Source organism: Streptomyces sp. NPDC048417, from assembly GCF_040651615.1.
Classification (GTDB): domain Bacteria; phylum Actinomycetota; class Actinomycetes; order Streptomycetales; family Streptomycetaceae; genus Streptomyces.
This window is the reverse complement of the sequence record NZ_JBEZKI010000006.1, coordinates 20,242-34,692: the sequence shown is the minus strand read 5'-3', so window position 1 is coordinate 34,692 and position 14,451 is coordinate 20,242. Positions and strand designations below refer to the sequence as shown.

The window sequence follows — 14,451 nt, the reverse complement described above, 5'->3', positions numbered from 1 at the left end:
GGCCTTCCGCACGTGAAGCGAAGCGTCCGTGGCGGTAATAGGCTCGCTTCATGACCGGCCCAGTCCAGTCGATCGAACGGGCGGCGGCGATTCTGCGCCTGCTCGCCGGTGGGCCCCGCCGACTGGGGCTCGGCGAGGTGGCGGCCTCGCTCGGACTGGCCAAGGGAACAGCGCACGGCATCCTGCGTACGCTCCAGCACGTGGACTTCGTCGAGCAGGACGCGGCGACCGGAAAATACCAGCTCGGAGCCGCCCTGCTGCACCTCGGCACCAGTTACCTGGACATCAACGAGCTGCGCTCCCGCTCCCTCAACTGGGCCGACGCCCTCGCCGCCCGCAGCGGGGAATCGGTTCGCCTGGGGACACCCCTGGAAGGCAGCGTGCTCGTCGTCCACCACGTGTTCCGGCCGGACGACACCTTCCAGACCCTGGATGTGGGCTCGCTGCTGCCCCTGCACGCCTCCTCGCTCGGCAAGGTACTGCTGGCCTACGGGACCGCGACGATCGACCCCGACCGGCAGCCGGGGCTGGAGACCTACACCCGGCACACCCTGGCCGACCGCGAGCAGCTCGCCCGCGCTCTCGCCGAGGTCCGGGAACTCGGCTGGGCCGCCGAGATCCAGGAGATGACCATGGGCGAGGCCGGGCTCGCCGCGCCGATCCGAGGGCACGGCGGCCTCGTGGTCGGCGCCATCGGGCTGTCCGGGCCGGTCGAGCGGATCTGCGACAGCCAGGGCCGGCCCCGGCAGAGTCTGATCACCCTGACCCGTGAGGCCGCGCGGGCGATCTCCAAAGATCTGGGAGCCGCCCGCTGGTAGGCCTGGCCGGCCGCCACATCGCCCCGTCGGAAGGCAGACCCGATCATGGCTGAACGGTATGTAATGTCCATCGATCAGGGCACCAACTCGACCCGATGCATCCTGTTCGACCACCGCGGCCGACTGGTCTCGGTCGCGCAGAAGGAGCATCAGCAGCACTTCCCCAGGCCCGGCTGGGTCGAGCACGACGCCGTCGAGATCTGGCAGAACCTGCGGCGCATCGGGCCCGAGGCGCTGCGCGGCGCGGGTGTCGACACGGGTCAGATCGCCGCCATCGGCCTGGCCAACCAGCGCGAGACGACCGTGCTCTGGGACCCGCGGACCGGGGCTCCGCTCGGCCGGGCGATCGTCTGGCAGGACACCCGCACGGCGCCCCTGGTCGAGGAGCTGAGGCAGCGCCCCGGCGAGGAGTTCTTCCTGGAACGGTGCGGTCTGCCGCCGTCGACCTACTTCTCCGCGCTGCGCATCCGCTGGCTGTTCGACCACGTCAAGGGTCTCCGGCAGCGCGCCACGGACGGCGAGGTGCTGTTCGGAACGATGGAGAGCTGGCTGATCTGGAACCTCACCGGAGGGGCCGACGGCGGCCTGCACATCACCGACGTCACCAATGCCAGCCGCACGATGCTGATGAACATCCGCACGCTCACCTGGGACGACGAGCTGCTGGCCTTCTTCGGGGTGCCCCGCTCGATGCTGCCCGAGATCAGGTCATCCGCCGAGACCTACGGCGACGCCCGCTCGCTCTTCCCGGGCGTCGCCATCACGGCCACGCTCGGCGACCAGCAGGCCGCGCTCTTCGGCCAGACCTGCTTCTCCCCGGGCGAGGCGAAGTGCACGTACGGCACGGGCAGCTTCCTGCTGCTCAACACCGGCGACGACATCGTGCGGTCCCGGCACGGACTCCTCACCACCGTCGCCTACAAGATCGACGGCCAGCGGCCGGCCTACGCCCTGGAAGGGTCGATCGCCGTCACCGGAGCCCTCGTCCAGTGGTTCCGTGACCGCCTGGGTCTGATCAGCAGCGCTCCGGAGATCGAGACTCTGGCACGGACGGTCGAGGACAACGGCGGCTGCTACATCGTCCCCGCCTTCTCAGGCCTGTTCGCACCGCACTGGCGCAGCGACGCACGCGGGGTCATCGTCGGACTCACCTCGTACATCACCAAGGGACACCTGGCGCGTGCCGTCCTGGAGGCCACCGGATGGCAGACCCGTGAGGTCGTCGACGCCATGAACGCCGACTTCCCGGTCGCCCTCCGGCAGCTCAAGGTGGACGGAGGCATGACCGCGGACAACCTGCTCATGCAGTTCGTGGCGGACGTGCTCGACGTGCCCGTGGTCAGGCCCATGGTCGCCGAGACGGTCTCCCTCGGCGCGGCCTACGCGGCGGGCCTCGCCGCGGGCTACTGGCCGGACCTGGAAGTGCTGCGCCACAACTGGCACCGGGCCGCGCAGTGGCTGCCCGACATGGACCCCGCACGGCGGGAGGCCGAGTACGCCGACTGGCTGCGGGCCGTCGAACGGTCCCTGGGCTGGGCCCACCCGCCGCGACCTGCCGACTCGGGTCCGCCGTGACCGCCGGCCCTGGGACTCTGCAGCGCCGCCGACGGTGACGTACGGGGCCACGGTGAGCGCGTCCGCGAGATTCTCGGCGGTCGCCGAGCAGTAGCCCGCGTCCCCGCCCGCGCTGATCATCAGCAGCGCCGGATCGGCGCCCCGTACCTCGCGGGAGAGCTCCGCGCCGTCCACCGCGAGCCTGTCGTCGCCCATGATCAATCCCCGCCCCCAGCGAAACGTTGCCGTTTCGCTGGAAGTGCTCTACCCTCCATGTGTACGAAACCGTTTCGTTCGCAGCCGGGCAAGGCCGTCGTACCGACGCGGTTTCTCGGTAAATCCCGAACGACTTCCCTGGAGTGGTTCCCCCATGTCTGAGAAGACCCTGACCGACGACGTCCGCGTCGGTGCCACGGAGGCACCGCCGGCCGCCGCCTCCTCCAAGCGGTGGTGGATCCTCGCGGTCATCGCCGTCGCCCAGCTGATGGTGGTGCTCGATGCCACCATCGTGAACATCGCCCTGCCGTCCGCCCAGGCGGACCTCGGATTCTCCGACGGCAACCGGCAGTGGATCGTCACCGCGTACGCCCTCTCCTTCGCCTCCCTGCTGCTGCTCGGCGGCCGGATCGCCGACCTGTTCGGCCGCAAGACCGCCTTCCTCATAGGAGTCGTCGGCTTCGCCGCCGTGTCGGCCCTCGGCGGTGCCGCGAACGGCTTCGGGATGCTGGTGACCGCGCGCGCCCTGCAGGGTGCCTTCGGCGCGCTGCTCGCCCCGACCGCGCTCTCGCTGCTCAACACCACGTTCACCGACGCCCGTGAGCGCGCCAGGGCGTTCAGCGTCTACGGCGCCATCGCCGGCGCCGGCGGCGCGGTGGGTCTGCTGCTCGGTGGTGTCCTGACCGACACGTTCGACTGGCGCTCGACGCTGTACGTGAACGTCGCGATCGCCGTCGTCGCCTTCGCGGGCGGCATGGCACTGCTGCACAACCACCGCGACGCCGGGAACGCGAAGCTGGACGTGCCGGGCACGGTCCTGGTCGCAGCCGGTCTGTTCTCGCTGGTCTACGGCTTCTCCAACGCCGAGACGCACGACTGGGGCTCGCCGCTGACCTGGGGCTTCCTGCTCGCCGGCGTCGTGCTCCTCGCGGCCTTCGCCTGGTGGCAGACCAAGGCCAAGTTCCCGCTGCTGCCGCTGGGCATCCTGCTGGAACGCAACCGGGCGGCCTCGTTCCTCGCCGTGCTGATCTCCGCGGGCGGCATGTTCGGCGTCTTCCTCTTCCTCACCTACTACCTCCAGCTCAACCTCGGCTTCAGCCCGACGAAGACCGGTCTGGCGTTCCTGCCGATGATCGGCGCCCTGATGGTGACCGCACAGGTCGGCACCCAGGTCCTGGTGCCGCGGATCGGCCCGAAGGCGGTCGTCCCGCTGGGCTTCGCGGTCTCCGCGGTCGGCATGGCCTGGCTGACCGGGATCGGCGTCGGCTCCAGCTACGTCAGCGCGGTGCTCCCGCAGCTGATCATCACCGGCCTCGGCCTCGGCCTGGTCATGCCGGCGTCCATGCAGCTGGCCACGGGCGGGGTGACGGCCGACGAGGCAGGCGTCGCCTCCGCGACGGTCAACGCCATGCAGCAGGTGGGCGGTTCGATCGGCACGGCGCTGCTCAACACGCTCGCGGCGAGCGCGGCGACGGACTACCTGGCCGGGCGGGACGCGACCAGCAAGCTGGTGCAGGCCCAGGCGACGATCGAGAGCTACACGACCGCGTTCTGGTGGTCGGCCGGCATGTTCGCGGCGGGTGCGGTGATCGCCTTCCTGCTGTTCCGCAAGGGAGTTCCGCAGCAGGACGCGGACGCGGCGCCGGTCGTTCACATGTGAGGTGAGCTTCGGAGAGCCGCCGAAGACCGAGGGGTCGCCGTCAGCAGGGAGACGGCGGCCCTTCGCCTTTCACGAAGCGCTTCAAGTCAAGCCACTTGAGAGAAATTCACTGAGTCGAGTGAACATGATCTTGCGCCGCCCACTTCAGGGATGGCAGGCGCTCCCGACGGGTACCAACCGGTCCCGTACGCGCCCTGCGCCGGGGGGAGCAGAGATGACACCGGAAGCGGACGAACCCGGGCTGCCCGCCGCCAACTCCTGCGCGCGGACGCACCGGTGCGGGGCCTATCTCGTCGTCGAGGTCATCGGCGAGGTGGACATCGCCACCGGGGAGCTGGTCGCCGAGCATCTGCTCGCGGCCACCGCCGGGGCCGAGCCGGATGTGCTCGTCGATCTGCGGCGGCTGGACTTTCTCGACTGCTCGGGGCTGCGCGTGCTGTGCCGGGCCGAGGCCCGGGCCAGGGAGCGGGGCGGGCGGCTGCGGCTGGTGTGCGCGGGACCCCGCGTTCCGCGACTGCTCAGGGCCGCGGGCCTGCTGGGGCGATTTCCGCCGCTCCCCGGGTTTCCCCGGGACGGGAGCTCCGGGGAGCGGCGTTGATGCCGAGGGCCGGCGGGCAGCCCCACACCGCCCGCCGACCCTCGGTGCGAGATCGCAGGTTCCCCGTTCCAGGGGCCGCACTCCCCAGTTGCGGACCTGTTCCGGCAGTCACGAGGACCGTGCGATCCCGGGCTCAGAAGGAGAAGACGCTCACCCCGTAGGCGTCCCTCATGCACTGGTTGCCGAAGGTGCGCTCGTAGGAGACGCGCTTGCCCTGCCAGACGCCCTCGACCGTGACCACGACGGGGTCGTAGAGCTTCGTGCACCACACGTCGGTTCTGGGCGCCAGGGCGTCGAAGTCGCCGCCGGCGCCGCTGAGTTCGGCACAGGCCTGGGCGGCCGCCGGGTGGGTTCCGGACGCGGCCGGGGCGCAGTTCAGGGTGACGGCGCGTTCGGGCGTGGCGCTGGCTGCGTCGGTGCCGTGGCCGGTGATGAGCACCAGGGCCGAGGGCGCGTACAGCGAGCTCGGGGCGGCGACGGCGGCCCCGGTCAGGGGTCCGCAGACGGCGGCGGCCGTGAGGCCGAGGGTCGCTGCCCAGCGCGCGGTGGTTCGCATTGTGTGCATCCTTCCGCTTGATTCGACGGGTGCCGTCCACGGCCCGGTGGGTGCCGGGGCGGCGGGCGCCACTCTGCCGAGTCCGCCGTCGAAACACACATCGAACCCACAGGTTTCAGTAACCTTGCGTATTGAATCAGTGGCGTGAAGTCACGGAGTTCACGCGCGTCGACCGCGCAACGGAGCGGTTCTTGATCGCTCGAAACGGCCGGATGGCCGGATCTCATCACCTCGTTAATCGTCCTGAAACATTCCGCTTCCGCTGTCGGCGGAGTTCACCGCAAGCCCTTGCCTTTGGGATGCAACGGAGTAATCGTCATTACATGATTTCTCAAGAGCAACGAGAGAAGCTGCGCGGCTGGTTCGCCGGCCGACTGCCCGACGACCTGTTCGAGGAACTGGTCGAGGTGACGGTGGACCGCGAGGAGATCACCGTCGTGGGGCGCATCCCCGGGCCCAAGCTGGCGGAGGGCGTCTCGGACGCCGAGCGGGAGGCCGCCGTGGAGGGCCGGATCCAGGAGTTCCGGGAGCGCACCCGGGAGACCCGGGTCGGGGTGGCCCGGGAGGCGGAGCACCAGTTCCGGCGCAAGGTGGCCTGGGGTGTGGAGTGCGCCGGGCAGCGGGCGCTGTTCACACATGTGGCCGCGCCGGTGATGACCCGGCTCCGTCAGCCCGAGCGCCAGGTGCTGGACACGCTGATCGCCGCGGGTGTGGCACGCAGCCGCAGCGAGGCGCTGGCCTGGTGCGTGCGGCTGGTCCAGAAGCACACCGACGACTGGCTGGCCGAACTGCGCGACTCGCTGGAGCACGTCGAGCGGGTCCGGGCCCAGGGGCCGGACGCCGAGCAGGACTGAGACCGTCCGGGTGATGGCCGAATCATCCACTGTCGCTGCGAAAGCTGGATGAAAAGTCCTCTGGTCGCCGGCCTGACCCGGGCTCTGGCGTCGGCAGAACCCCCTCGGGGACGGCCACCGGTCCGTCGCACAACCCCGCGACACCGACGGCCGTCCGCTCGTCGCCGCGCCACCCCGCGCTCCACCGCCGTCCCCCGCTGGAGCCCCCTTGTCCTCGCAGCACTCGCAGCACTCGCAGCCTGCTCCCGTGCCCGCCGCGCCGTCCCTCACCGAAGTCGAGGCCCACGGTGTGGAGCGGATCCCCGACGCGGACCGCACCGCGAGCCCGCTCGACCTGTTCCGGCTCGCCTTCGGCGGTGCCAACACCTTCTCGACCTGTGTGCTCGGCGCGTTCCCGATCCTGTTCGGCCTGTCCTTCTGGCAGGGCCTGGCCGCCACCCTGCTCGGGGTGGTGGCGGGCGCGCTGATCCTGTGCCCGATGGCGGTGTTCGGCCCGGTCAACGGCACCAACAACGCCGTCTCGTCCTCCGCCCACCTCGGCGTGCACGGCCGCGTGGTCGGCTCGTTCCTGTCCCTCCTGACGGCGATCGCGTTCTTCTCCATCTCGGTGTGGAGTTCCGGCGACGCCCTGGTCGGCGGCGCACACCGGCTGTTCGGCCTGGAACGCTCCACACTCTCGTACGTCGTCGCGTACACGCTCTTCGCGGTACTGGTCCTCGCGGTGTGCGTGTACGGCTTCCGGTTCATGCTGTTCGTCAACAAGGTCGCGGTGGCCTCGGCGAGCGTGCTGTTCGTGCTCGGCGCGATCGCGTTCGCCGGGGACTTCGACCCGTCCTACGCCGGTGTGTTCACGGACGCGGCGGACGCGGCGACGAAGGCGTCCCAGCCGGCGTTCTGGCCGTCGTTCATCGGCGCGGCGCTGATCGTGCTGTCCAACCCGGTGTCCTTCGGGGCGTTCCTCGGTGACTGGTCGCGCTACATCCCGGCCGACGCGCCGCGCCGCCGGGTGGTCGGGGCCGCGCTCCTCTCCCAGATCGCGACCCTGCTGCCGTTCGTCTTCGGCCTGGCCACCGCGAGCATCATCGCCACGAAGGCGCCGAAGTACGTCGACCCGGCGGCCCCGGACTTCGTCGGCGGTCTGCTGGCCATCTCCCCCGGCTGGTTCTTCCTGCCCGTGTGTCTGCTCGCCCTGATCGGCGGCATGTCGACGGGCACGACCTCGCTGTACGGCACCGGCCTGGACTTCTCCTCGGTCTTCCCGAGGCTGTCGCGGGTCCAGGCGACCGTGCTCGTCGGCGTGCTGTCCATCGCGTTCATCTTCATCGGCCGGTTCGGCCTGGACCTGGTGCAGTCGATCTCGACCTTCGCCACGATGATCATCACCTGCACCACGCCGTGGATGGTGGTGATGATGCTGGACTTCTGGACGCGGCGCGGCTGGTACGACCCGGACGCCCTGCAGGTCTTCAACCGCCGCCAGCGCGGCGGCCGTTACTGGTTCTCGCACGGCTGGAACTGGCGCGGGATGACGGCCTGGTGGGTCTCGGCGGTGGTCGGCGTGCTGTTCACCAACATCCCGGGCCAGTTCGTCGGCCCGCTGGGCGACCTCGCGGGCGGGGTCGACATCAGCCTGCCGCTGTCCCTCGCGGTGGCCGCCGTACTCTTCCTGACGCTGCTGCGGCTGTTCCCCGAGCCGCGCGCGGCCTACGGTCCCCAGGGACCCCGGCTGGTCCCGACCGTCGAGGTCCCGGTGCCCCCGATCACCGGCCCCGGCAGCGAACCGGACGTCACCCGGCCCACGGCGACCGCCGCGAGCTGACGCCGGCTCCTCGACCGCGCCCCGTCGGGGCGCGGTGCGGTACCGATGTGCGCCGGGCCGGGGGCACGGCCGCCCGGAGCGACCGCCGGCCCGGCCCGGCGCCTTGAGCGAAGCGTCCAGTGCCGCGGCAGGCCTGGTGCGGCACTAGTGCCGTGGCAGGCAACGTTTGCCCGTGAAGGAGCGGCGCCCGGTGCGTGCTCTCGGCGTGCCGGACGGAGGCCCTCGTACTGGACGTACTTGGGTCTTCGGCTGGTGCGGCGAGAGTGCGTGCCGGGCGTCGCGACGGGGCGAACGTTGCCTGTCACGGCACTAGTTGCCGGACAGCTCCGCCGGCTGGGCCGAAGGAGCGCCGGTTCCGGCGATGGAGAGGGAGCTGGAGCTCTGGGACGGGGCCGGCGGGTCGGTCAGCCAGTGCTGGGTGCTGGAGCGGTCGCGGACCTTCACGACGACGTCGGCGCCCGCGTCCACGCCGGCCGTGGCGAGGGCGAGGGTCTGGTCCCAGCGGGGCAGCAACTCGCCCTGGACGGTGAGGTCGTAGCGCACGTCCTCACCGCGCTCGGTACCGGCGTCCGCGCAGGTGCCGAGGATGACCACCCCGCCGTCCGCGTGCGAGTCCAGGCACAGCCCGCGGTCGGCCACGCTGCGCAGCTCGCCGTCGCTCTCGTACGTCCACTCCTGGGTCGAGGACGAGGAGCACACCGCCAGGACGACACCCGCCCCGGCCTTCGGCGCACCGTTGATGTCAAGGCACAGCTGGGCGGCGACGTTGCGCAGCCGGGTCTCGTGGTCGGCGGCGGGCAGCCCGGCGGCCGTGCCGGAGGTGGGCGTGGCCTCGGGGTCGGAATCGCCGGGCACCAGGCCGGCGGAGGCCACGGCGTCGCTGCCGTCGCCGCCGCCCGACAGCGCGCTGACGGCGAGGACGGAGGCCAGCAGCCCCGCCCCGGCGACGCCGACGCTGGTCAGCAGTGTCTTCGACGACCAGGACCCCGGCGGGCGGCGCACCGGCACGGTGATGCGGGCCAGGATCCGGTTCCGCGCCGTCGCGCGGCGGCGGCCGCCTCCGGAACGCCGGGAGGCGGAACGGGTACGGGGCTCCGACTCACCGCCCTTGCGTCCCGGGCGCGAGTCGAGGTACCGGCGGGCTCCCCAGCCGAGCACCGCTTCGACGAGCAGCGCCCCCAGGCCGCCCTCGACCTGGCCGAGTTGTTCGGCGGCGGCCCGGCAGTACGGGCACTGTGCGAGATGTTCCTGGACATCCGGCAGCAGAGCGCCGCCACGGCGCAGCGGAACGTCCAGCAGCCGGTTGTAGTAGCGGCACTCCTGGGACGGCGCGAGTTCCCGGTGGGCGCGGACACACCCCTCCCGGAATTTCTCCCGGGCGTCTTCGAGAGCGGCGCCCGCGGTTGCCGTGTCCATGCCCAACAGACCGGCCGGTACGGTTATCGGTTCCGCCTCGACCTCGATGTGCCACAGCAGACTCTGGGCGAGCACCGGAAGCCCCAGGAATGAACGCTCCGCGAGGGTGCGGTTTTCCGGAGTCATGGACTTCGTGGCGCGCATGCCGCGGCCGCCGGCCGGTTTCCCGAGGTCCGGAAGAACCTCCGCTATTCGGTCCTCGGCCGACCAGTTGGCGACCGTGTCACGGACGGAGACCAGCAGCCGGGGCCGGAGCGCGTCGGCGGTCTCCCCCAGGGCCACCCGGTCGAGGACCTGGTGGAAGGCGGCGGCCGCGACCATGTGGGCGACGGGCCCGGAGGCGGCCAGGCAGATGACCGCGTATTCCTGTACCGGACGCCAGTGCCGGGCCATGAGCAGCGCGGCGGATCGGGAGGCCTCGATGTCGGATCCGGCGCGCAGCGGAGCGGCGAGGGACTCGTCGGACTCCCCTGAACCACCGCCCGGCGGCGGATAGGGAGGTCGAGGCGGGTGGGGGGTGGGCACTGAGCGGATTCCTTTGGTGCGGTGGTGCGTACCTCTTCGGTGCGCGTACGGGGAGCGGGAATCGACCGGTATGGCGTCGGTCGCGTTCCCCAACTGCGGAATAGTTCCTGGCCATTACCCCCCGCGGGGATGATTCACCCTCGCACAAGTCTCACACAAGCAACAGGGCACCTGTACAACATCGACAGCATTGACAGAATGTCAGAAAGACGGCCGTGGCCATTGTCCTGTCACGGCCGTATTCACCTTTACGCACACCCCGTGTGAACGGTGCGCCCACTCCGGTCCCGCGCGCACGCTCCCGGCCCACCCGTGTGGGTAGTCCACTGGTGACCGGCCCTCCTCGTACGGCCCCGCGCAGAACGGCGGCTCTTCTGCGCGAAACAGGTCGCCGGCCCCGTTCCTCCCGCCCGTGGCCGGCGGCCTCCAAGGCGCCGAGGCAGCTTTACCCGCAGGTCCGGGCGGGTCAGAGCTGCCAGGAACGGAGCCGGTCCGCCGCCCCGTAGACGTCGCTCTTGCCGTCCATCAGGTCGCGGGCAAGGTCGACGAGGGCGCCGTAGGGCGGGTTGACGCCCACACCGCTGACGAACATGTAGGCCACGGCGGTCGCGCAGGCGAACCGGGCGTTGGCCGCGGGCAGCGGCTTGAGCAGGGCGAGGGTGTGCAGCAGGGCGGCGGCCCGCCAGGCCGGGTCGGAGTCCACACCGAGCCGGGGCGGGTCGACCCGGTGCCGGGCGACGGCGGCGACCAGTGCGGAGAAATCGTCGACGGTGGGCTGGTCCGGCAGCACTTCCTCATGGCGCTGCAGGAGCCAGGGCACGTCGATGTGGATGACCGGCGGCATGGCTCAGGCGGCCTCGCCCTTCGCGGACGGCTCGTCGTCGGGGAACGCGGCCGCGAACTCGGCGGCGTGCGCGGTGAAGAACCGGCGGAACTCCTCCGCCCCCTCCTCCAACGCCCGGTGCCGGGCGATGTCGGCGGCGGCCGCCTCACGGACGAGGGCCTTCATGGACGTACCGCGCTCCTTGGCCATCCGCCTCAGGTCCTCTAGCTCGCGGTCGCTGAACTCCACGTTGAGAGCTGGCATGCCGTTCACGGTACCGCGCGGGTACTCACCCGTAAATACCCGCAGGTCAGAGCAGAATCCAGCGGTACCTCGGGGCGCGGCTCGGTGGCCGGGTGTCCGAACCGCGCCCGTCGGGTCAGATGTCGAGCCGGCTGATCCGCACCGCCCCCGAGGTCTCCCCCGGATGGGCGCTGGTCAGGGTCAGTCGGAGCCGGGAGCCGCGTACCCGGGTGAAGGTGATGACGGTCGGGGTGTCCGAGGCGCCGGCCCAGTCCACCGTCGCACCCTCCACCGCCCGGTATGCCGTGCCGTCCCAGACCGTCACCTCGACGGACGCGGGCAGCGCGTGGGTCGTGTCCACGGTGAAGGAGACGTCCACCCGGTCGAACGTGCGGGTGCGTCCGAAGTCGACCGACACCCAGTCCTCGGTCCGGGCGCCGCTGAACGCGGGCAGCAGGGCGGTGGCCGACTTGGCGAAGGCGTTGGACCAGCCGGTGGCCGCGTCGCCGTCGAGCACGGCGGCCGGGAGGGTGTCCGGACGGCCCGAGTAACTGGCGTCCGCGTAAGGGTAGTTCGGCGGGACCGGATGGTCCGGGCCAAAGTCGGGGGCGGGGGTGCGCGCCGCCGCGCGGGCGGGGGCGGTACGGACGGTGACGGTGTCCCTGCGCAGGCCGTCCGCTCGTCCGGTCACCCTGAGGGCGCCCGGCTCCGTGCCGGCACGGACGATGGCGAGCGCCTTGCCGTGGAAGGCGGTTCGGGTGCTGGCCTGGTAGCGCTCGGCACTCTCCTCCCGGCCGTTGTCGAGCCCGGCGAGCGAGCCGCCGGAAACGGCGAAGGAGACGAGGTGCTCGGCGTCGGGCACCACCACACCGTGCGCGTCGACGATCTCGGCGGTCACGAAGACCAGTGACCGCCCGTCGGCGGCCAGGGACGTGCGGTCGGCGGTGAGGCGAACGGCGTGCGGGGCGCCGGCGGTGCGCAGGACGTCGGTCGCGACCACCTTGCCCTCCCGTCGGGCCACGGCTTTCAACTCGCCTGGCCGGTACGGCACTTTCCAGGTCAGGTGCAGTTTGCCCGCGCTGCCGTTCGGGCTGGTGTAACTGCCGGGGTAGGCGCCGGTGGTGAAGGTCTTGTCGTCGCCGGTGGCCTCGGTGGTCTCCAGGTAGGTGCGGCCGTCCGTCGTCGTCTTGGTGTCGAACTCCCGCACTCCCAGGGACTTTCCGTTCAGGAACAGCTCGACGGAGGGCACATTGGCGTACGCCCACACCTCGACCGTGTCCCCCGCCTCGTGGTTCCAGCTCATCGGCACCAGATGCACCATGGGCTCGCTCACCCACTGGCTGCGGAAGAGGTGGTACATGTCCTTCGGGAAGCCGGCCGTGTCGACCGCGCCGAAGAAGGACGCCTTGACCGGGAACACGTTGTACGGCGTCGGCTCGCCGATGTAGTCGATGCCCGACCACAGGAACTGGCCCGCGAACCACTTCCGGTCCCGGTCCTTCTTGTGACCGTACTCGCCGCTCATCGTCCAGGAGGCCAGGTTGTTGTCGTACGACGAGGTCGCACGGCGGCCGGGCGTGTGGTTCTCCCCCGTGTTCAGGTGTTCCGGCTCCTGGTACGCGCCTCGGGTCGAGGTCTCCGAGGAGGACTCGGACTCGAAGAGGAAGAGGTGCGGGTAGGCCGCGTGCAGGGCGTCCACGGACTTGGCGGTGTTGTAGTTGAGGCCGAGTCCGTCGAGCTTGGCCAGCATCAGGTCGGCGGCGGAGCCCTGCTTCGGCACACCGCGGTACTTGTCGGAGCCGATGACCAGGGGGCGGGTGTCGTCGGCGGCCTTGACGGCGGCGATGATCCGGTCGGCCATGGCCAGGCCGGCGGTGGAGGTGGAGTCGGGGATCTCGTTGCCGATGGACCACAGTACGACGGCGGGCGAGTTGCGGGCCGCGAGAACCATCTCGGTGGCGTCGCTCTCGCACCACTCGTCGAAGAACCGGCCGTAGTCGTACGTGGTCTTGCCGGTCCGCCAGCAGTCGAAGGCCTCCACCATCATCACGATGCCCAGTTCCTCGCAGACCTCGATCATCTGCGGTGAGGGCGGGTTGTGCGAGGTGCGGAAGGCGTTGACGCCCATCGACTTCATGATGGCCATCTGCCGGCGCACCGCGTCGGCGCTGATCGCCGCGCCGAGGGCGCCCTGGTCGTGGTGGAGGTCGACGCCCTTGATCTTGGTGTGCACGCCGTTGAGGGAGAAGCCCTCGTCGGGGTCGAAGCGGTAACCGCGGATGCCGAAGACCGTCCGGTAGGTGTCGGTGGTGGTGCCGCCGACCCGGAGTTCGGTGTGCAGGGTATAGCGGTGCGGGGCCTCGATGGACCACAACTTCGGTCTTTCGACGGTCAGTTCATGGGTCTCGGCGGCCTCACCGGAGCCGGAGCCGAAGCCGCCGACGGTGACCGTGGAGGACGTACGGGCGACCGTACGGCCGTCGGGGCCGGCGATCCGGGAGACGACCGTGACGTCCGCGCCCTCCCCGAACTCGTCGACGACCGCCGTCCGCACCCGTACCACGGCCCGCTCGGCGGTGATGTCCGGTGTGGTGACATACGTCCCCCAGCGCGCCACGTGCACGGGGTCGGTCACCACCAGGCGGGCCTCGCGGTAGATGCCGCTGCCCGAGTACCAGCGGCTGCTGGGCAGCTGGTTCTGCACCTTGACCGCGAGGACGTTCTCGGTGCTGCCGTCGGTGTGCAGCAGCCCGGTGAGGTCGAAGGCGAAGCCGGTGTACCCGTAGGGGTGGCGGCCGACCTCGGTGCCGTTGCAGTAGACGTACGAGTCCATGTAGACGCCGTCGAACTCCACCGAGACCCGTTTGCCGGCGTAGCCGGGCGGCAGGGTGAAGGCGAGCCGGTACCAGCCGAGGCCGCCCGGGAAGAAGCCGGTGCCGCTGGTGGTGCCGTGGTCGGTGGTGGGGGTCTGCTCGATGCTCCAGTCGTGCGGTACGGCGACCTGGCGCCAGGCCGAGTCGTCGTACCCGGGGTCGGCGGCGCCCGCGTAGGCGCCGGTCGGGTCGGTGATCCCGCCGGGGTCGACCAGCGCGAACCGCCAGCCGTCCCGCAGGGCGACCGTGCGGCGCCCGGTGACCTGCGTGGCCGTATCCGCCTCCGGGGCCGCCCAGGCGCCCGGGGCGCCCAGCAGGGCACCGGCCGTCGGGGCTGTCGTGGCGGCTGCAAGAACCGATCTGCGAGTGACCGTCATGGTGCGGCTCTCCCTCATCAGGGCCCAGAACTACTCACAACTGATCGCGAACAAACAGATTCTGACGGCGTGCCACTTACCGTCGTCAAGGGTCCGGAGGCAGTGAGCCATGACTTTCG

Annotated in this window: 11 protein-coding genes; 6 read left to right on the top strand and 5 right to left on the bottom strand. The window is 70.9% G+C overall.

The features are described from left to right. The first annotated feature begins 50 nt into the window (after window positions 1–50). From AB0D59_RS11220 to AB0D59_RS11205, 4 genes are all read left to right on the top strand, one after another. Entirely contained in the window at window positions 51–818 is a 768-nt protein-coding gene (locus tag AB0D59_RS11220; RefSeq protein WP_362563623.1) for an IclR family transcriptional regulator, read from the top strand. A gap of 45 nt (window positions 819–863) precedes the next feature. Further along, complete coding sequence (glpK, locus tag AB0D59_RS11215; protein ID WP_362563621.1) at window positions 864–2,393, top strand: glycerol kinase GlpK; 1,530 nt, start codon at window positions 864–866, stop codon at window positions 2,391–2,393. 349 nt (window positions 2,394–2,742) lie between these two features. Beyond that, complete coding sequence (locus AB0D59_RS11210; protein ID WP_362563619.1) at window positions 2,743–4,248, top strand: MFS transporter; 1,506 nt, start codon at window positions 2,743–2,745, stop codon at window positions 4,246–4,248. Between the two features lie 214 nt (window positions 4,249–4,462). Next, window positions 4,463–4,846, top strand: a complete 384-nt coding sequence (locus tag AB0D59_RS11205; protein ID WP_362563617.1) for an STAS domain-containing protein — start codon at window positions 4,463–4,465, stop codon at window positions 4,844–4,846. Window positions 4,847–4,979: 133 nt separating this feature from the next. On the opposite strand, the gene AB0D59_RS11200 is transcribed toward AB0D59_RS11205, so the two are convergent. Beyond that, window positions 4,980–5,402: a subtilase-type protease inhibitor gene (locus AB0D59_RS11200; RefSeq protein WP_362563614.1), complete on the bottom strand. Its 423-nt coding sequence runs from the start codon at window positions 5,400–5,402 to the stop codon at window positions 4,980–4,982. A 323-nt stretch (window positions 5,403–5,725) separates the two neighbouring features. Here AB0D59_RS11200 and AB0D59_RS11195 point away from each other — a divergent pair, with 323 nt between their 5' ends. Further along, entirely contained in the window at window positions 5,726–6,256 is a 531-nt protein-coding gene (locus AB0D59_RS11195) for a hypothetical protein (protein ID WP_362563611.1), read from the top strand. 247 nt (window positions 6,257–6,503) lie between these two features. After that, complete coding sequence (locus AB0D59_RS11190; protein ID WP_362563608.1) at window positions 6,504–8,075, top strand: cytosine permease; 1,572 nt, start codon at window positions 6,504–6,506, stop codon at window positions 8,073–8,075. Between the two features lie 309 nt (window positions 8,076–8,384). Here AB0D59_RS11190 and AB0D59_RS11185 read toward each other — a convergent pair whose 3' ends face one another. From AB0D59_RS11185 to AB0D59_RS11170, 4 genes are all read right to left on the bottom strand, one after another. Continuing rightward, window positions 8,385–10,016 carry an RICIN domain-containing protein gene (locus tag AB0D59_RS11185; protein ID WP_362563605.1) on the bottom strand — a complete coding sequence of 544 codons (1,632 nt, stop codon included), beginning with the start codon at window positions 10,014–10,016 and terminating at the stop codon, window positions 8,385–8,387. A gap of 466 nt (window positions 10,017–10,482) precedes the next feature. After that, on the bottom strand, window positions 10,483–10,860 hold the full coding sequence (locus AB0D59_RS11180; protein WP_362563602.1) for a toxin Doc: 378 nt from the start codon (window positions 10,858–10,860) through the stop codon (window positions 10,483–10,485). Between the two features lie 3 nt (window positions 10,861–10,863). Further along, a complete protein-coding gene (locus tag AB0D59_RS11175) occupies window positions 10,864–11,103 on the bottom strand; it encodes a hypothetical protein (protein WP_362563599.1) in 240 nt (79 codons plus the stop codon). Window positions 11,104–11,218: 115 nt separating this feature from the next. Continuing rightward, window positions 11,219–14,332, bottom strand: a complete 3,114-nt coding sequence (locus AB0D59_RS11170) for a glycoside hydrolase family 2 TIM barrel-domain containing protein (RefSeq protein WP_362563596.1) — start codon at window positions 14,330–14,332, stop codon at window positions 11,219–11,221. Window positions 14,333–14,451 lie beyond the last annotated feature (119 nt).